This window comes from Falsiroseomonas oleicola (assembly GCF_019029495.1).
In the GTDB taxonomy this organism is placed as follows: domain Bacteria; phylum Pseudomonadota; class Alphaproteobacteria; order Acetobacterales; family Acetobacteraceae; genus Falsiroseomonas; species Falsiroseomonas oleicola.
Map to the genome: position 1 here is coordinate 272,257 of NZ_JAERQM010000004.1, position 18,848 is coordinate 291,104.

The following is an 18,848-nucleotide window of genomic DNA, read 5'->3' on the forward strand; positions in this document are numbered from 1 at the left end:
CTTCATCGTTTCACGGGCACGTTCCAGATCTCATCCGCATATTCCGCGATGGTGCGGTCGGAGGAGAACCAGGCCATGTTGGCGGTGTTCAGCACGGCGGATTTCCACCATGCCTTGGGGTCGCGCCAGCGCTCGTCGACCTTGCGCTGGGCGTCGTAGTAGCTGTCGAAATCCGCACTCACGAGGAAGTAGTCGGACCCGCGGAGGGAGGCGACGAGGTCGCGGTAGCGCGTCGGATCGTCCGGGGAGAAGACACCGGCCTCGATCTGCTCCAGCGCCTCCTTCAGCCGCCGCGACCTGGCGATCGCTGCCGCACCCTGGATACCCTCGGCGCGGTGCTTCGCCACCTCCTCCGTCGTCAGGCCGAAGATGAAGATGTTGTCGTCGCCGACATGTTCCTTGATCTCGACATTGGCGCCGTCCAGCGTGCCGATGGTCAGCGCGCCGTTCAGCGCCAGCTTCATGTTGCCGGTGCCCGAGGCCTCCATGCCCGCGGTGCTGATCTGCTCCGACAGGTCGGCGGCCGGCACGATCATCTCCGCCAGCGAGACGTTGTAGTTCGGCAGGAACACCACCTTCAGCAGGTTGCGCACCGTGGGGTCGCTGTTCACCACGCGGGCCACGTCATGCGCCAGCTTGATGATGAGCTTGGCACGGTGGTAGCTGCTGGCCGCCTTGCCGGCGAAGATCTTGACGCGCGGTGTCCAGCTTTTGGTCGGCTGGCTGCGGATTTCGTCATACAGCGCCACGGCTTCCACCACGTTCAGAAGCTGGCGCTTGTATTCGTGGATGCGCTTGATCTGCACGTCGAACAGCGCATCGGGGTCGATCTTCAACTGGTACTGGTCGCGCACCAGATTGGCGAGTGCCTGCTTGTTGGCGCGTTTCGCCGCGGCAAATTTCTGCTGGAAGGCCGCATCGGTCGCCAGGGGACGCAGCTTCTCCAGCGCCCGCGGGTTGTCCAGCACCTCCGCCCCGCAGGCCTCCATCAGCAGCCCGGTCAGGCCCGGATTGCACTGCTGGAGCCAGCGGCGGAAGGTGATGCCATTGGTCTTGTTGGTCAGCCGCCCGGGGAACAGGTGGTGGAAATCGGCGAAGATGGTCTGCTTCAGCAGGTCCGAATGCAGCGCCGACACGCCATTGACCTTGTGCGAACCCACCACGGCGAGATGGCCCATGCGCACGCGACGGCCATGGCCTTCCTCGATCAGGGAGACGGAAGACAGCAGCCGGCCATCCTCCGGATTCTTGCCGCGCACCTCATCCAGGTGGAAGGCGTTGATGAGGTAGATCAACTGCATGTGGCGGGGCAGCAGACGTTCCATCAGCGGCACGGGCCAGCTTTCCAGCGCTTCGGGCAGCAGCGTGTGGTTGGTGTAGCTGATCGTGCGGCGCGTGATGTCCCAGGCCTCGTCCCATGCGATGTCATGTAGATCGACCAGGATGCGCAAAAGTTCCGCCACCACGATGGCCGGATGCGTATCGTTGAGCTGGATGGCAACGCGGTCGGGCAGGGAACGGATGTCGCCATAGACGCGCATGTGCCGCCGCACGAGATCCTGCAACGCGGCGGAGGAGAAGAAGTATTCCTGGCGCAGCCGCAGCTCCTGCCCCGCCGGGCTTTCATCCGACGGGTAGAGCAGCTTGGAGATGCTCTCGGCCTTCACCTTCTCCGACAGCGCGCCGATATGGTCGCCGGAGTTGAACGCCTCCAGCTTCAGCGCATCGGTCGCCCGCGCGGACCACAGCCGCAGCGTGTTCACATGCGCGCCGCGCCAGCCGACGATGGGCATGTCATAGGCGACGGCCTGCACCGTCTCGCCCGGCTTCCAGACATGCTTCACGCTGGCCTCGGAGACGTTCACCGCCTCCACCATGCCGCCGAAGCCGATGGTGTGGGAAATCTCAGGCCGGGCGAATTCCCAGGGATTGCCGAAGTTCAGCCAGTCCTCGGGGAATTCGTGCTGCCAGCCGTCGCGGATGATCTGGCGGAACAGGCCATGGTCGTAGCGGATGCCGTAGCCGAAGGCCGGAATGGCGAGGGAGGCCATGCTCTCCATGAAGCAGGCCGCGAGCCGGCCGAGACCGCCATTGCCCAGCGCCGCATCGGGTTCCGCGATGCGCAGCTTCTCGGGGTCCACGCCCAGCGGTTCCAGCGCGTCGCGGATGGCGCCGATCAGGCCGAGGTTGCTGACATTGTCCCGCAGCAGCCGGCCGATCAGGAACTCCAGGCTCAAATAATATACCTGCTTGGCGCCGGACTGGTAGGTGGCGCGGGTCAGGTCGATCCAGCGATCGACGATGCGGTCCCGCACCGCCAGCGAGGTGGCGATGAACCAGTCGCGGTCGCGCGCGCCAAGGCGGCTCTTGCCCAGATCGTAGGTCAGCTTGTGCAGGATCGTCTCGCGCAGCGCCGCCGCATCGTCCAGCTTCGCGGCGGGCGCTGTGGCGGTGGTGGGGGTATCCATCGGCTTCTCGGCTCCTTGTCGGCGGGCGCGCGGCATCGCCACCTCGCTGCTTTGCAGCAATTTGATGGGGGCGCCAAATGAAAAACAAGCGGCGGTTATCGCCCCGAGGTTGTGCGGGGCGGCCGGTCAATCCGCCGTTAAGCGCGCCAGCGCCTCGAGGCCCGCGAAGGCCGGGGCGGGATGCGTCACCACCGCCAGCGGCACATCCGCCATCCAATGCCGCATCGGCGGCTTGGATTCGAACTGCGCGCGGAAGCGCGGCGAATCCATCAGGTGGAGCATGCGCGGCAGGATGCCGCCGGCGATGAACACGCCGCCGCGGGCGCCCCAGGCCAGCGCCATGTCGCCGGCGAAGCCGGCCAGGAAGGCCAGGAAATGCGTCACCGTCTCCGCCGCCACCGGGCAGGTGCCGGCCGCGTCGAGGATCGCGGCCGGGTCGCGTTCCGGCACCTCGGCGCCCTGCAGCGCCGCCACGATGGCGTGCAGGTTCACCAGCCCCCGGCCGGACAGCGCCTGTTCCGCCCCGGCACGGCCGCAGCGCGCCCGCAGCCCGGCGATCACCGCATCCTCCCGCGCCGTCTCCGCCGCCAGGCCGATATGCCCGCCCTCGGTCGGCACCGCGATGGGCCCGGTGGGGGAGGGTACCAGCCCGGCCGCGCCGAGCCCGGTGCCCGGCCCGAGCACCAGCATGGGTGCAGTCGCCACCGCCTGGCCGCCGCCGATGCGATGCAGGTCGGCGGGCGCCAGATGCGGCAGCGCATGGGCCAGCGCCAGGAAGTCGTTCACCAGCCGCACCCGCGACAGGCCGAAGCGTTCGGCGATGGCGGTGCTGGAGAGTGACCAGTCCGCATTGGTCATACGCACCGGTTCCTCCAGCACCGGCCCGGCGAGGGCCAGCACGGCGCGGTCGATGCGGCCGGCGGGCTTCAGGCGCCGCAGCGCCTCCGCCATCGCATCCTCGGCGGTCGGGTAGCCCGCCACCGGCAGGATGCAGGGCGCGCTGACCGCCCCCGCCTCCAGCAGGGCGAAGCGGGCATTGGTGCCCCCGATATCCGCCAGAAGCGCCCTCATATGCTGCCCTCAAGTGCCGGGCGCGCGCTCCGCGCGCTTGGCTCGCCGCATAAGCGGCGGCGCCCGTTCGGGCGCTCGGCCAGGCCAAAGCGGCCTGGCCGCGGGTGGCACTTTACCATCAAGCAGGTCAGAAGGTTGCCCTCCCGCCGCTGATATCGAAGGCCGCGCCGGTCGAGAAGGAACAGTCCGGCGAGGACAGCCAGCAGATCAAGGCGGCGATCTCCTCCACCTCCACGAAGCGGCCCATCGGGATCTTGGACAGCATGAAGGCGATATGCGCCTCCGTCATCTGGTTGAAGATGTCGGTCTTGGCGGCCGCCGGCGTCACGCAGTTCACCAGCACGTTCTTCTGCGCCAGTTCCTTCGCCAGCGACTTGGTCAGGCCGATCAGCCCGGCCTTGCTGGCGGAGTAATGCGCGGCGTTCGGATTGCCCTCCTTGCCCGCCACGGAGGCGACATTGACCACGCGGCCCCAGCCATTCGCCACCAGATGCGGCACCACCGCCTGGCAGACCAGGAAGGGCGCGGTCAGGTTCACCTCCACCACCCGGCGCCATTGCGCGGCGGGGATCTCGGTGACCGGCATGTTGCCGCCGGTGATGCCGGCATTGTTGACCAGGATGTCGATCTTGCCATGGGCGGCGACGGTCTTGGTCGCCGCCTCCGCCACCGCCAGTTCATCCGTCAGGTCCAGCACCTGGGCGGAGACGGCGCCATCGGCGGCCAGCGCGGCGCGGCTTTCCTCGGCCTTGGCCGGGTCGGCGTCCCAGATCGAGACGGCGGCGCCCGACTGGATCATGCGCCGCGCCACGGCAAGCCCGATGCCGCGCGCGCCGCCGGTGACGACGGCGACGCGGCCCTGAAGGTCCAGCTTGTTCATTGCAGACGCCTCCTCCCTAGCCCCGCCCGACGAAGGGCATCTTGCTGGCCATGATGGTCATGGTCAGCACATTGGTCTCCAACGGCCAGGCGGCCATCTGCGCCACGGCGCGGCCGACATGGTCCACCTTCATCAGTGGCTCCGCCTTGATGGTCCAATCCGCCTGCGGCACGCCCTTGGCCATGCGCTCGGCCATCGGGGTCGCGGCATTGCCGATGTCGATCTGGCCGACCGCGATGTCGAAGCGGCGGCCATCCAGGTTCATCGACTTGGTCAGCCCGGTCACCGCATGCTTGGTGGCGGTATAGGGTGCGCTGCCCGGCCGCGGCGCATGGGCGCTGATCGAGCCGTTGTTGATGATGCGCCCGCCCATCGGCGACTGCTTCGCCATCATGCGGAAGGCCGCATGGGCGCAGAGGAACACGCCGTTGAGATTGACATTCACCACCTTGAACCACTGTTCGGCCGTCAGCTCCTCGAACGGCGTACCGGGCACGTTGTTCCCGGCATTGTTGAACAGCAGGTCCAGCCGCCCGAACTCTTTCTCGAGTGTGGCGAAGGCGGCGTCGATCTGGGCCGGTTCGGTCACGTCGGCGGGAACCACCAGGGTCTTGCCCCCCTCGCACAGCCCGGCCGTCTCCTCCAGCGCATCGCGGCGCCGGCCGAGCAGGGCCACGGTCCAGCCATCGGCGGCCAGCGCGAGGGAGGCCGCGCGGCCCACCCCGGAGCCTGCGCCCGTCACCAATGCGTATTTCTGTGTCATTCGCGTTCCCCCTCAGCCAATCGGATGGGCAGGGTGGAGCGGCCGGGCGGGTTCTGTCCACCCGTGAGGCACCGGAGAACCATGTGCGGCCTTGCGGCACCGACCGTTCCGATGGGATAGCGGAGGGTGAATCTCCCGGCCGGACACCCCACGCCCCATGAGCATCCACGCCGCGCTCACGCACCGCACCAGCTACAGCTATGACCGCCTGGTCGGCATGTCGCCGCAGCTCATCCGCCTGCGGCCGGCGCCGCATTGCCGCACGCCCATCCTGTCCTATTCCCTGGACATCTCGCCCAAGCCGCATTTCCTGAACTGGGTGCAGGACCCGCAGGGCAATTTCATCGCCCGGGTGGTGTTTCCGGAGCGGGTGCGGGAATTCGTCGTCACGGTGGATCTGCTGGCCGACATGGCCACGATCAACCCCTTCGACTTCTTCGTGGAGCCGGAGGCCGAGAGCTTCCCCTTCACCTATGACCCGGTGCTGGCGCAGGAACTCGCCCCCTTCCGCCGCGTCACCGCGCCCGGCCCGCTGCTGGACGCCTATCTGAAGGGCATTCCGCGCGAAGCGCCGAGCACCGTGAACTACCTGGTGGACCTCAACCAGAAGCTGTCCACCGAGATCGCCTATATCGTCCGCATGGAGCCCGGCGTCTGGACGCCGGAGGAAGTGCTGGCGAACCGCAAGGGGTCCTGCCGCGACTCGGGCTGGCTGCTGGTGCAGATCCTGCGCCATCTCGGCTTCGCCGCGCGCTTCGTCTCCGGCTACCTGATCCAGCTCGTGCCGGATGTGAAATCCGTGACCGGCCCCGTCGGCACCTCGGTCGATTTCACCGACCTGCATGCCTGGTGCGAGGTCTATGTCCCCGGCGCCGGCTGGATCGGCCTCGATGCCACCTCCGGCCTATTGGCCGGGGAGGGCCATATCCCCCTGGCCGCGACGCCGGAGCCCGCCTCGGCCGCCGCCATCACCGGCGGGGTGGATGAGGCCGAGACCGAATTCGGCTTCCACATGGAAGTCCGCCGCGTCGCCCAGTCGCCGCGCGTGACCAAGCCCTACACGGAGGAGGACTGGGCGCGGATCATGGCGCTCGGCAGCCGGGTCGATGAGGCGCTGACCGCCGGCGATGTCCGCCTGACCGTGGGCGGGGAGCCGACCTTCGTGGCCGATGGCGATCGCGAGGCGGCGGAGTGGAACACCGACGCGCTGGGTCCCACCAAGCGCAAGCTCTCCGGCCAGTTGATCCGCCGCCTGCAACCCCTCTGGGCGCCGGGCGCCGCGCTGACCTATGCCCAGGGCAAGTGGTATCCGGGGGAGCCGCTGCCGCGCTGGGGCCTGCACTGCCATTGGCGCGCGGATGGGGAGCCGGTCTGGACCGACCCGGCCCTGCTCGCCAGCGACGAGGACAGCGACACCGCCACCCCCGAGGACGCCGCCGCCTTCGCCGCGACCCTGGCCAGCCGCCTCGGCCTCGACCCCGCGCTGCGCATTCCGGCGCGGGAGGATGTTCTCTACTACCTGTGGAAGGAGAAGATGCTCCCGGCCAATGTCGTGGCCGAGGATGCCAAGCTGAAGGACCCGCTGGAACGCGCCCGCCTCGCCCGGCTGTTCAGCCAGGGCCTGGCGGCCGAGGTCGGCTCCGTCCTGCCGCTGCGCCGCGCGGGCGTAGGGGAGGATCGCGCCTGGGAATCCGGCAAATGGTCCTTCCGCGATGGCGAGCTGCTGCTGGTGCCCGGCGACAGCCCCATGGGCTACCGCCTGCCGCTGGACAGCCTGCCCTGGGCTTCCGAGGAGTCCATCGAGGCCGAGCCGGAGCCTGATCCCTTTGCCCGGCGCGAGCCGCTGCGCCCCCGCCAGGAAGGCCCGGCGCGTGCCCGCATCGTCGAACAGCCGGTGCCGGAGCCGGGGAAGGAGGAGCCGGGCGTGGTCCGTACCGCGCTCTGCGTGGAGCCGCGAGGCGGCATGATCCATATCTTCCTGCCGCCGCTGGCCGTGGTGCAGGACTGGCTCGACCTGGTCGCCGCCATCGAGGCGACGGCGCGGGAGACCGGGCGCAAGATCTTCCTGGAAGGCTACCTGCCGCCGCATGATCCGCGCCTGCTGAACTTCTCCGTCACCCCCGACCCGGGCGTGATCGAGGTGAACATCCACCCCTCCGCCAGCTGGGCCGAGACCAGCGCGCGCACCGAGACGCTGTATGAGGAAGCCCGCCAGATCGGGCTGGCGGCCGAGAAGTTCATGCTGGATGGCCGCCATGTCGGCACCGGCGGCGGCAACCACATGGTGATGGGCGCCGCGACCCCGACCGACAGCCCCTTCCTGCGCCGGCCGGACCTGCTGAAGTCGCTGGTCGGCTTCTGGCACAACCACCCGTCGCTCTCTTACCTGTTCAGCGGCATGTTCATCGGCCCGACCAGCCAGCATCCCCGCGTGGATGAGGCGCGCGGCGATGCGGTGCATGAGCTGGAGACGGCGCTGGCCCAGGTGCCACCGATGGGCACGGATGTGCCGCCCTGGCTCACCGACCGCATCTTTCGGAATCTGCTGGTCGATATGACCGGCAACACCCACCGGACCGAGTTCTGCATCGACAAGATGTATGATCCGGGCCGCGCCGGTGGCCGCCTCGGCCTGGTGGAGTTCCGCGGCTTCGAGATGCAGCCGCATTGGCGCATGTCGCTCGCCCAGCAATTGCTGCTGCGGTCCCTGGTCGCCGGCTTCTGGCAGCGGCCCTATGAGCGGAAGCTCATCAAATGGGGCACCCGCCTGCATGACGACTTCATGCTGCACCACCACGCCCGCCAGGACTTTTCGGAAGTCATCGAGGAGGTGAAGGCGCTCGGCTATCCGGTCGAGGCCGAGTGGTTCGAGCCGCATTTCGAATTCCGCTTCCCCAAGGTCGGCCACATCGCCCTGCGTGGGATGGAGCTGGAACTGCGCAATGCGCTGGAGCCCTGGCATGTGCTGGGCGAGGAAGCCACCGCCGCCGGCACCACCCGCTATGTCGACAGCAGCGTGGAACGCCTGCAGACCCGCGTCACCGGCTGGGTGGAGGAACGCTTCGTCCTGGCCTGCAACGGCGCCGCCGTGCCGCTGACGCCGACGGGGACGGAGGGTGAATATGTCGCCGGGGTGCGCTTCAAGGCCTGGGCGCCACCCAGCGCCCTGCATCCCACGGTGCGCGCCCAGGCGCCGCTGACCTTCGATATCTGGGATAGTTGGACCGGACGCAGCCTGGGCGGCTGCCAGCACCATGTCGCGCATCCGGGCGGCCGCAACTACCAGACCTTCCCGGTCAATGCGAATGAGGCGGAGGCGCGCCGGCGCACCCTGTTCCAGCCCTTCGGCCACACCCCCGGCCCGATGCCGGCGCCGCGCAGCCTGCCTTCCCGCGCCACGCCGCGCACCCTTGACCTGAGGCGTACCCCCTGACGGATGCACCGGCGCCGGCGGAGCATGAGCCCCCGCAGCTTGACGAAATGGTGGATGGCCGCGGCCAGGTCCGCACGCATTGGCGCGGCCTGCTCGGGGCCTTCTCCTCCCTCGGCTATCCGGCGGTGGTGGAGCGCGGCCGGCGGCTCGACCGCGCCTTCGAGGAGGAGGGGGTGGCGACCGTGCTGGCCGATAGCGCCAGCCGCACCCGCCGGCCCTGGCGCTGCGATCCGGTGCCCCTCATCCTCTCGGCCCGCGAATTCGCCACGCTGCAATCCGGCCTGGCCCAGCGCGCCCGGCTGCTGGCGGCGATGCTGGACGACCTCTATGGCCCGCAGAGCCTGCTGTCGGAAGGCGTGCTGCCGGCGACGCTGGTCTTCGGCAATCCGCATTTCCTGCGCCCCTGCCGCGACCCGGGGCCGCCCAGCTTCCCCCGCCTGACCTTCTACGGCGCCGACCTGCTGCGTGGCCCCGACGGTGTCTGGCGCGTGCTGGCTGATCGCTGCGGCGGGGCCAATGGCGTGGGCTTCGCGGCGGAGAACCGCAACCTGCTGGCCCGCGTGCTGCCCGAGGCGTTTCGCGCCGTGCAGGTCCGCTCCCTGCGGCCCTTCTTCGACACCTGGCTGGACTCGCTGCAAAGCCTGGCGCCCTCCGGCGTGGACAATCCGCGTCTCGCACTGCTGACACCGGGTGCCAAGCAGGAGACCTGGCTGGAGCATCTGTTCCTGTCGCGCGAACTCGGCCTGGAACTGGTCGAGACCGGCGACCTGACGGTGCGCGACGGCCATGTCTACCTGAAGACCCTGCGCGGGCTGCGCCGCGTCGATGTCATCCTGCGGCGGGTGAAGGGGGAGAAGTCGGACCCGCTGGAATTCGACGGCGGCGGCGGCGTGCCGGGCCTGATGCAGACCATGCGCGATGGCGCCGTCCGGGTGGTGAATGTGCTCGGCTCCATGCTGGCCGAGATGCCCGGCGCGGCGCCCTATCTGCCCGCCTGCGCCCGCGCCTTGCTGCACGAGGAGCTGGAGTTGCAGGGGTTGGAGACCCTCTGGATGGGCGATCCCGCCTCGCGCGCCCGGGTCGAGGCGGCGCCCGAGGCCTGGCGCCTGCGCTCCGCCTTCGATCCGGGGGAATCCACCCCGCTCGGGGCGCTGGAGGTGTTTTCCGAGAAGGGCAGCGCCGCGCCCTGGATGTTCGCCGCCACCCGCCCGCTGCCACCTTCGGGCGCACCGCGCCTGGTGGGGCCGGGGCTGGAACCGGCGCCGGTGGTGCTGCGCATGTTCCTGGCGCGCGACGCCATGGGCAATTGGCAGGCCATGCCCGGCGGCCTCGCCCATCTGCTGGAGGGCGGCGGTGCCATCGCCGGCCCGCCGCCGCGCCGCGGCACCGCCAAGGATGTCTGGGTGCTGGCGGAGGATGAGGACGACATCGTCGGCCCGGCCATGCCCCGTGGCGCACGGCTCGACATCCGCCGTTCCTCCGGCGACCTGCCCAGCCGGGTGGCGGACGACCTGTACTGGCTCGGCCGCTATGTCGAGAGGCTGGACGCGGCGGCGCGGCTGCTGCGGGCCCTGCTGGCGCGGCTGCTGCGCGGCGCGGCGATGCCGCGGGAGATCGCGGAGATCAAGACGCTGGCCCGCTGCCTGCACGCCGCCGGCGTGATCGAGGCGGAAGCCGCCGCCAGCCCGGCCGATGGCAAGGCCCTGCCGCGCGCGCTGCTGGCCGCCGCCGGACCGGGCGGTGCGTTGCTCGGCCTGCTGGAGGCGGTGGAGCGGCCGCAGGTGGCGGTGCGGGACCGGCTGACCCATGACATGTGGGCCGCCTTCGCGCATCTGATCCAGGAAGGCCGCGCCCGACTGGTGCTGGGTGTGGAGGGGGTCGATGCGCTGTCCCAGGCGGTGACCGCCATCATCCGCTTCTGCGCCACCCTGTCCGGCATCGCGGCGGAGAACATGGTGCGCGGCGGCGCCTGGATGTTCCTCGATCTGGGCCGGCGGATCGAGCGGGCGACGGGCACGGCGCGCAACCTGGCGCATGCGCTGGACCAGCCGCCGCAGCGTCTGGAGGCGGGGCTGCGGCTGGCGCTGGAGATCTGCGACAGCGCGCTGACCTATCGCGCCCGCTACCTGGCGGCCGTGCAGCCGGCGCCGGTGCTGGACCTGGTGCTGGCCGATCCGGGCAATCCCCGCGCCTTGGCCTTCCAGCTCACCGCCGTGTCGGAGCGGCTGGCGGAGATCGCCGGGGCCGAGGACACCCTGGCCGCCACCGCGGCCAGCCTCGCCGCCCGGCCGCAGGCGCTGGTCGACCAGGTGCTGGTGGCGCCGGACATGGATGCGGCGGCGGCGGCGCTGCCGGCGGCGCTGCATGCGCTGGAGGCGGAGACGGCCGCCCTGTCCGACGCCGTGGCGCGGCGCTATGTCAGCCATGTCCGCACCCATATGCTGGGCGAGAGTGAATCCGGAACCGCCGATTAAATGACGCGCTATACGCTGTCGCACCGCACCGCCTATCGCTACGGCCGGTCGGTCGACCTCGCCTCGCATCTTCTGCACCTGTCGCCGCGCGTGGTGCCGGGGCAGGTGGTGCGGCAGGCGGGCATCACCGTGCTGCCGGCGGAAGGGCAGCGCCGCGACGGCCAGGATCATTTCGGCAATGGCGTCACCTGGCTGTTCCTCGGCACGCCGCATGACGCCTTCGAGGTGACGCTGGAGGCGCAGGTGGAGGTCGATTTCCCGCCGCCGCCGCCCGCCGACGAGACCCTGCCCTGGGAGGAGGTGCGCGCCGCCGCTTTGCGGCCGGAGGGCTGGGAGGCGGCGGAATTCGCATTGCCCAGCGCCATGGCCCCGGCCGAACGCGCCGCCGGCGTCTATGCCGCCGAGAGCTTCCCGCCCGGCCGCCCGATCATGGCCGGGCTGCGGGAACTGTGTTCGCGCATCCGGCGGGATTTCGCCTTCAAGGCGGGCGTCACCACCATCTCCACCCCCGTCAGCCAGGTGCTGGCCCAGCGCGCGGGCGTCTGCCAGGATTTCGCGCATCTGATGATCGCCGGGCTGCGCGCGCTCGGCCTGCCGGCGCGCTACGTCTCCGGCTATGTCCGCACCCGCCCGCCGCCGGGCCAGAAGCGCCGGCAGGGGGCGGATCAGAGCCATGCCTGGGTGGGCGCCTGGATGGGTCCGCAGCATGGCTGGGTGGACCTCGACCCGACCAATGACCTGGTGGTGTCCGACGAGCATCTGCTGCTCGGTTGGGGGCGCGACTTCGGCGATGTCAGCCCGGTGACGGGGATTCTGCTGGGGGGCGGGCGGCAGAAGCTGACGGTGGGGGTGGATCTGATCGCGGAGTGACGACTGTCATCATTCCGACCCTCGACGCGGCGCGGGCCGCGGCGGCAGTTTCCGCCCCCTGCCGAGAGGGAACCGCCCGTGACCATCCGCTTCGCCAGCTACAACATCCAATACGGCAAGGGCCAGGACGGCCTCTATGACCTGGAGCGCATCGCGCGGGAGGTCGAATCCGCCGATGTCATTGCCATGCAGGAGGTCACCTCCGGCTTCGCGCGCAGCGGTTTCGTCGATCAGGCCGCCTGGTTCGCGGAGCGGCTGGGCCGGCACATGGTCTTCGGCGCGACCTATGACGTGGATGCGAGCTACCGCGACGAATCCGGCCGGCTGGTCAACCGGCGGCGGCGTTTCGGCAATGCCGTGCTCTCCCGCTTCCCCATCCGCTCCACCCGCACCTTGCCGCTGCCCTTCCTGCCGCCGGCCGAGGAACAGGATGTGCAGCGCTGCGCGGTGGAGGCGGTGATCGACCTGCCCGGCGGGCCGCTTCGCGTCTATTCCATCCACCTGTCGCATCTGACGCCCGGCACCCGCATCCCGCAGGTGCAGGCGCTGAAGGCGATGGTGGCCAGCGCCCCGCGCGACGGCATGGCCTGGGCCAATGGCCGCGACGACGACTGGACCGAGGGCTGGGCCGAGCCCGCGCCGCCGGAGCCCTGCATCCTGTTCGGCGACTTCAACCTGCGCCCGGATGGCCCCGAATACCCGATGCTGGTGGGCGACCCGACACGCCGCCGGGGGCGCGTGGCGGTGCGTGGCCAGTTCGCCGATTCCTGGGTGCTGGCCGGCAACGCCGAGATGTCCGGCTACACGCTGGCCGAATGGAAGGGCGAGGAAGGCGCGCGGATCGACTACGCCTTCTTGCATCCCAGCCTGGTGCCGGCCTTCCGCAGCGCCGGCATCGACACGGATGCCAAGGGCAGCGACCACCTGCCGATCTTCCTGGAGATGGATCTCGACTGAGCGGCGGTACTACTCCACCCGGATATTCGCCCGCCGCGGCACGGCGGACCAGCGCTCCACCTCCGCCAGGTACAGCCGGCCCCAATCCTGGCGCCCCAGCGGCGCCGGGATCAGCCCGAGGCCTTCCAGCCGCGCCCGAACCTCTGGCACCGTCGCCACCTGGGTGAAGGCGGCATGCAGCCGGTCGAGCGCCGCATCCGGCGCGGCGCGGGGGGCGAGGAAGCCGAACCAGCTATCGGCCTGCAGCTCGGCCACGCCCAACTCGGCGAAGGTTGGCACCTCCGGCAGCATCGGGCTGCGGGTCGGGCTGGTGACGGCCAGCGCGCGCAGGCGGCCGGCGCGGACATGCTCCGCCACCTCCAGCACATTGCTCACCATGAAATCCAGCCGCCCGGCGATCAGATCCGCCTGGCCCTGGGGGCCGGACCGGTAGGGCACATGCTCGAAGGTCAGGCTGTAGGCCTCCTTCATGATCTGATGCGCCGGCTGCCAGCCGGCCAGTGCCGCGCTGCCGGTCTGCAGGGGCTGCCGCGCCGCCCGCGCCCGGGCCACCAGCGCGGCGAGGTCCCGGTCGGGCGATGTGGCGGGCACCACCAGCGCATTGGCGGAATGGCCGGCGAAGAAGACCGGCGCGAAATCCGCCGCGGTGTCATAGGGCAGGCGCGGATAGAGCCCCGGCGCCACCGCATGGGCATTGGCGATCAGCATGATCGTGTAGCCATCGCCCGCCGCCTTGGCGACGCGGTCGGAGGCGATGGTGCCGCCGGCGCCGGGCTGGTTCTGCACCACCATGGGCTGGCCGAGCAGCGGCGCCATACGCTCGGCGAAGCTGCGGGCGATGATGTCCGTGGCGCCGCCGGCGCCATAGCCCACCACCAGCGTCACCGGGCGTTCGGGAAAGCTGCCCTGGGCCCGTGTTGCAAAGGGGGCGGCGAAAGGCGCGGCGAGGCCGGCGGCGAGGATCAGGCGACGGGTCGTCATGGTCATTCCACCACGATGTTCTGGGCGCGGGCGAGGTCGCGAAAAGTGGCGATCTCGCGGGTCATGAAGTCCCGGAAGGCTTCCGGCGTGGTGTGCTGCGGCATGTCCAGGTTGAGCTGGCTGTAGCGCTGCCGGGTGTCGGGCGCGCGCAGGAAGGCCTGCGTTTCCGCCGCCAGCCGCGCCAGGATCGGCGCCGGCGTGCCGGCCGGTGCGGCCAGGCCATGCCAGGAGGCGAGCTCGGCGCCCGGATAGGTCTCGTTCAGCGCCGGCAGGTCGGGGTAGATCGCCATGCGGGCCGGGGCGGTGGTGGCCAGCGCCCGGATCTGCCCATCCCGGATCAGCTGCGTGGTGGTGGCGGCGACGTCGAGCGAGACATCCACCGTGCCCGCCAGCAGCGCCTGCAGCAGCGGCCCGCCACCGTTGAAGGGCACATGGGTCATGCGGATGCCGGCTTTGGCCATGAACAGCTCCATGCCGAGATGGAGCGACGATCCGACGCCGGAGGAGCCGAAGTTGATCGCCTCCGGCCGGGCCTTCGCCGCGGCGACGAGGTCCGCGACGTTGCGCACATCCGGCAGTTTGCGCGGGTTCACCAGCAGTAGGGCAGGTGTCACCGCCAGGTTGGAAATCGGCGCAAAATCCTCGATCGGGCGGTAGGGCAAAGGCAGCTTGCGCACCGCCGGCAGGATGGCGTTGGCGGCGATGTTGATCATGCCCACCGCCGTGCCATCCGCCGGCGCCTTGGCGAGCGCATCCACGCCGATGGCGCTGCCGGCGCCGCCGCGATTCTCCACCACGAAGCCCTGGCCGAGGGCCTGCTGGAAATGCGCCGCCAGCATGCGGCCGACGAGGTCCGCCGCGCCGCCGGGCGGGAAGGGGATGATGAAGCGCACCGGCCGGCTGGGCCAGGCGGGCTGCGCCTGCCCGAGGGCGGGCGCGGCGAGGACGGCAAGAGTGGTGGCGGCGAGCTGCCGGCGGCTGAGGCGCATGGGCTGATCCTCCTGTTCCTTGGTGTCTTGCGTGACTTGGAACTTGGTTCCACGATATGGACACGAACGAAATCGGTCAATCGGGGAGAGGCATGGCGCGCAGCAGGGCGATCGAGGTGGAGGAGGAAGCGGCGGCGGTGCCCGGTACCCAGGCGCTGACACGCGGCATCGCTTTGCTCGGCCTGGTCGCCGACGCGCCCGCACCGCTGCGCTTCGCCGAGATCGCCGACCGCGCCGGCCTCGCCCGCCCCACCGCCCATCGCATCCTGGCCGCCCTGGTGGAGGCGCGCCTGCTGCGCCACGAACCGAGCAGCCAGACCTACGCGCTCGGCTCCCGCTTCCTGGAAATGGCGCATCGCGTCTGGGACGGTTTCGACCTGCGCGCCACGGCGGCGCCGGAGCTGGAACGGCTGGCGCGGCTGGCCGGCGAAACGGCGCGGCTCGCCGTGCTGGATGGCGACGGCGTGCTCTATGTCGACCAGCGGGAGGCGGAGCAGGAGGCGGTGCGGCTGGTCAACCGCGTCGGCGCCCGCGCCCTGCCGCATGCCAGCGCCTGCGGCAAGGCGATGCTGGCGCAGCTTCCGGCCGCCGAACGCCAGGCGCTGCTGGAGGCGCTGTCCCCGCTCGCCGCCCCGGGGCCGCGCACCGTCACCGATGTGGCGGCGCTGGAACGCGACCTCTCGCTCTCGGCCGTGCGGGGCTACGCCCTGTCCTTGCAGGAGGCCGCCGCGGGGGTGAATGGCGTGGCGGCGGCGGTGCTGGATCGGCGGGCACGGCCGCTCGGCGCCATCTGCCTGGTCGGCCCCGCCTTCCGCCTGGACGAGCCACGCCTGCATGCGCTGGGGCGGGAGGTGATGGAGGCGGCGCGCCGCATCTCCGGCAATGCCGCGCAATCCGCCATGACCCTGACCGTGGCGCCGCGACCCTCCACCGTGTCCGAAGGCGTGCGGCTGGCGGTGCGGGCGGAGGCGCTGCTGGGGGAGGGGCCGCTCTGGCACCAGGGCCGGCTGCACTGGGTCGATATCCTCGCCCCCGCCGTGCATGTCAGCGATCCGGAGTCCGGCACCGACCAGGTAATTCCGGTGGAGGAGCTGGTGGCGTCCCTGGCGCCGCGCCGGGATGGCGGGCTGGTCGCGGCCTCGCGCTCTGGCCTTCGCCTGCTGGACGGGTCGGGCCTCGGCCGGGTGCTGGCGGCGCCGATCGCGGAGGGTGCGGCGTTGCGCCTGAATGACGGCAAATGCGACCGGGCGGGGCGCTTCTGGGTGGGCTCGCTGGCGCTGGATTCCACGCCGGATGCGGGCGCGCTGCACCGCATCGGCGCCGATGGCACGGCGCGGGTGATGCAGGCCGGGCTGCATGTGGCGAATGGCATCGGCTTCAGCCCGGATGATGCGCGGCTGTACCTGGCCGATAGCGGCCGCCGGCGCATCGATGTCTTCGACTTCGACCTCGCGGCCGGGACTCTCGCCAATCGCCGCCCCTTCGTCAGCTTCGCGGAAGGCGAAGGCGTGCCGGATGGGCTGACGGTGGATGCGGCGGGCGGGGTCTGGGTCGCGCTCTGGGATGGCTGGCGCGTCGCCCGCTACACGCCGGATGGCCGGCTGGACCGCGTGTTGAACCTGCCGGTGCCACGGCCGACGAGCTGCGCCTTTGGCGGGCCGGGCCTCGCGACCCTGTTCGTCACCAGCGCCCGGGTGCGCCTTTCCGCGGCGGAGCTGGCGGAGGCGCCCCTCTCCGGCTCCGTCTTCGCCATCGAGACCGGCGGCGCCCATGGCCTGCCCGAACCCCCCTTCCACGGCTGAGGATTTTTGTCCGTCATGACCAAGCTGTCCGGCGTGTTTCCGGTGTTGCCGACGCCCTTCACGGCCGAGAATGCGGTGGATGAGGCTGCGTTTCGGAGGTTGATCGACTTCGCCGTGGAATCCGGCGCCGATGGCGTGGTCTTCCCGGGCATGGCGAGCGAGGTGGAGACGCTGAGCGCGCCGGAGCGTGGGCAGATGGTGGCGGTGCTGGGCGAACAGCTCGCCGGCCGCCTGACCTTCATCGTCGGCGCCAGCCATGCCGATCCGGCGGAAAGCGCCGCCCGTGCGCGGGAAGGCATGGCGGCGGGCGCCGTCGCCGCGATGATCATGGCGCCGCCCCAGGCGGGGCAGGATGTGGCCAGGCACATCGCCTATTACGCAGCGGTGGCGGAAGCGGCGCCGGGCCTCGTCATCATGTTGCAGAACGCCCCGGCGCCGAACGGCGCGGCATTGTCGCCGGAGGCCGTGGCCGCTGTGGCCGCCGGCGTGCCGGCGATCCGCTACGTGAAGGAGGAAACGCTGCCCTGCGGCCAGCACGTTTCCCGAATTCTGGCGGCAGCCTCCGGTGGGCTGGACGGCGTGATGGGCGGGGCGGGGGCGCGCTTCGTGCTGGACGAATTGGCGCGGGATGCGAACGGCACCATGCCGGCGCTGGAACTCGCCGATGCCCATGCGGCGCTGTGGAAGGCCTGGCAGTCCGGCGACAAGGCGAAGGCGCGGCGCATCTATACCGAGACGCTGCCGCTTCTGCTGTTCCAGATGACCTTCCGGGTGCGCGCGACCAAGGAAGTGCTGAAGCGGCGCGGCCTTCTGGACCATACCGGCGCGCGCGCGGCCGGGCCGAAGCTCGATGCGGGCGACTTGGCGGAGATCGGGGAGCTGATCGCCACTGCCGCCACCTGCATGACGATGCACAAGCCGCGATGATGCGTGCTGACCGTATCACGCGCGTCACCGCGTATGTCATCGAAATCCCGCGCGACGTGCCCTATCTTGGACCGTTGCGGGACGGAGAATTCGTCAATCGCGCGGGCTATATTGTCCGCCTCGGCAACCGCACGCTCTACCCGACCCAGGACCGCAGCATCGTGCTGCGCATCGACACGGAACAGGGCCTGACCGGCTGGGGCGAGACCTATGGCATCGTGGCACCGGAGGCGGTGCGGGCCATTGTCGACGACGTGCTGGCGCCGGTGCTGGAAGGGCGCGATCCCTCGGCGCCGGCGGTGATCCATGAGGATCTCTATGACCTCATGCACGTGCGGGGCTTCTTCGGCGGCTTTTACCTGGATGCGCTGGCGGCGGTGGATATCGCGCTCTGGGACCTGCTGGGGCGGCGGCTTGGCGTGCCGGTTTCCACCCTGCTTGGCGGCAGGCGGCATGACCGCATTCCCGCCTATGTCTCCGGCCTGCCGCGCGCCACGCTGCCCGAGCGGGTGGATTTTGCCCGGGAATGGCAGGCGCGCGGCTTCGCGGGTTTCAAATTCGCCGCCGTCGTCGCCGATGATGGGGCGGAGGCGGAGATCTCCGCGCTGCGCGAGGGTCTTGGCCCCAAGGCCAGCATCATGGCCGACCTGCATTGGAAGAACAGCGCGGCGGAGGCGATCCGCCTGATCCGCCGCCTGGAACCCCACGGCCTGGCCTTCGCCGAGGCACCCTGCGCGCCGGAGGACATATTGGGCGTTGCGGAGGTCGCGCGCGGCGTCGGCGTGCCGGTGGCGCTTGGGGAGGAGCTGCGCACCGTCTTCGAATGGCTGCCGCGCCTGCAGCATCGCTGCATGGCCATCGGCCAGCCGGAGATGGGCCATACCGGCATCACCGAATTTTTGCGAATTGGCGCGCTGTGCCACGCGCATCATGTGGCGATCATGCCGCATGCGGCGATCGGCATCGGGCTGTTCATGGCGGCCAGCCTGCAGGCCGCCAGCGCGTTGCAAAAACTGCCCTGGCACGAATACCAGCACAGCATCTTCGACCCGAACCTGCGCCTGACCCAGCCGACCGGCAGCCGCCACATGCACTGCGAGGCGGGCTTCTACACCCTGCCGGACGGGCCGGGCCTCGGCGTGGAGCCTTCGCCGGCACTATTGGCACAGATGGGGCCGTAACCAAGGGGCGGGCGGTTTCGAAGCTGGCGGTATCCTTCCTCGGAGCCGCCCG

General features: G+C 70.4%; 13 protein-coding genes. 7 read left to right on the forward strand and 6 right to left on the reverse strand.

Annotated features, from left to right (window positions below):
* Positions 1–2: 2 nt before the first annotated feature.
* From JJQ90_RS15155 to JJQ90_RS15170, 4 genes are all read right to left on the reverse strand, one after another.
* Positions 3–2,468: a glycogen/starch/alpha-glucan phosphorylase gene (locus tag JJQ90_RS15155; RefSeq protein WP_216876802.1), complete on the reverse strand. Its 2,466-nt coding sequence runs from the start codon at positions 2,466–2,468 to the stop codon at positions 3–5.
* A gap of 126 nt (positions 2,469–2,594) precedes the next feature.
* Positions 2,595–3,539 carry a glucokinase gene (locus JJQ90_RS15160; RefSeq protein ID WP_216876804.1) on the reverse strand — a complete coding sequence of 315 codons (945 nt, stop codon included), beginning with the start codon at positions 3,537–3,539 and terminating at the stop codon, positions 2,595–2,597.
* A gap of 127 nt (positions 3,540–3,666) precedes the next feature.
* Positions 3,667–4,419, reverse strand: a complete 753-nt coding sequence (locus tag JJQ90_RS15165) for an SDR family NAD(P)-dependent oxidoreductase (protein WP_216876806.1) — start codon at positions 4,417–4,419, stop codon at positions 3,667–3,669.
* Between the two features lie 16 nt (positions 4,420–4,435).
* Positions 4,436–5,182, reverse strand: coding sequence for an SDR family oxidoreductase (locus JJQ90_RS15170; protein WP_216876808.1), 747 nt, complete (start codon positions 5,180–5,182; stop codon positions 4,436–4,438).
* Between the two features lie 157 nt (positions 5,183–5,339).
* On the opposite strand from JJQ90_RS15170, the gene JJQ90_RS15175 reads away from it, so the two are divergent.
* From JJQ90_RS15175 to JJQ90_RS15190, 4 genes are all read left to right on the forward strand, one after another.
* The gene (locus JJQ90_RS15175; RefSeq protein ID WP_216876810.1) at positions 5,340–8,615 is read left to right on the forward strand and encodes a transglutaminase family protein; all 3,276 of its coding nucleotides are present in this window, start codon (positions 5,340–5,342) and stop codon (positions 8,613–8,615) included.
* A 47-nt stretch (positions 8,616–8,662) separates the two neighbouring features.
* Entirely contained in the window at positions 8,663–11,089 is a 2,427-nt protein-coding gene (locus tag JJQ90_RS15180; RefSeq protein WP_216876812.1) for a circularly permuted type 2 ATP-grasp protein, read from the forward strand.
* Entirely contained in the window at positions 11,090–11,959 is an 870-nt protein-coding gene (locus JJQ90_RS15185) for a transglutaminase family protein (RefSeq protein WP_216876815.1), read from the forward strand.
* A 78-nt stretch (positions 11,960–12,037) separates the two neighbouring features.
* The gene (locus tag JJQ90_RS15190; RefSeq protein ID WP_216876817.1) at positions 12,038–12,916 is read left to right on the forward strand and encodes an endonuclease/exonuclease/phosphatase family protein; all 879 of its coding nucleotides are present in this window, start codon (positions 12,038–12,040) and stop codon (positions 12,914–12,916) included.
* A gap of 9 nt (positions 12,917–12,925) precedes the next feature.
* Here JJQ90_RS15190 and JJQ90_RS15195 read toward each other — a convergent pair whose 3' ends face one another.
* Positions 12,926–13,897 carry a Bug family tripartite tricarboxylate transporter substrate binding protein gene (locus JJQ90_RS15195; RefSeq protein WP_216876819.1) on the reverse strand — a complete coding sequence of 324 codons (972 nt, stop codon included), beginning with the start codon at positions 13,895–13,897 and terminating at the stop codon, positions 12,926–12,928.
* A gap of 2 nt (positions 13,898–13,899) precedes the next feature.
* Entirely contained in the window at positions 13,900–14,886 is a 987-nt protein-coding gene (locus JJQ90_RS15200) for a Bug family tripartite tricarboxylate transporter substrate binding protein (RefSeq protein WP_216876821.1), read from the reverse strand.
* Between the two features lie 92 nt (positions 14,887–14,978).
* Here JJQ90_RS15200 and JJQ90_RS15205 point away from each other — a divergent pair, with 92 nt between their 5' ends.
* From JJQ90_RS15205 to JJQ90_RS15215, 3 genes are read left to right on the forward strand one after another with little or no spacing between them, the layout of a single operon-like run.
* A complete protein-coding gene (locus JJQ90_RS15205; RefSeq protein ID WP_216876823.1) occupies positions 14,979–16,688 on the forward strand; it encodes an SMP-30/gluconolactonase/LRE family protein in 1,710 nt (569 codons plus the stop codon).
* Between the two features lie 15 nt (positions 16,689–16,703).
* The gene (locus tag JJQ90_RS15210; protein ID WP_216876825.1) at positions 16,704–17,615 is read left to right on the forward strand and encodes a dihydrodipicolinate synthase family protein; all 912 of its coding nucleotides are present in this window, start codon (positions 16,704–16,706) and stop codon (positions 17,613–17,615) included.
* On the forward strand, positions 17,612–18,796 hold the full coding sequence (locus JJQ90_RS15215) for a mandelate racemase/muconate lactonizing enzyme family protein (RefSeq protein ID WP_230410695.1): 1,185 nt from the start codon (positions 17,612–17,614) through the stop codon (positions 18,794–18,796). Before JJQ90_RS15210 ends, JJQ90_RS15215 begins: the two co-directional genes overlap by 4 nt.
* The last annotated feature ends 52 nt before the right edge of the window (positions 18,797–18,848 follow it).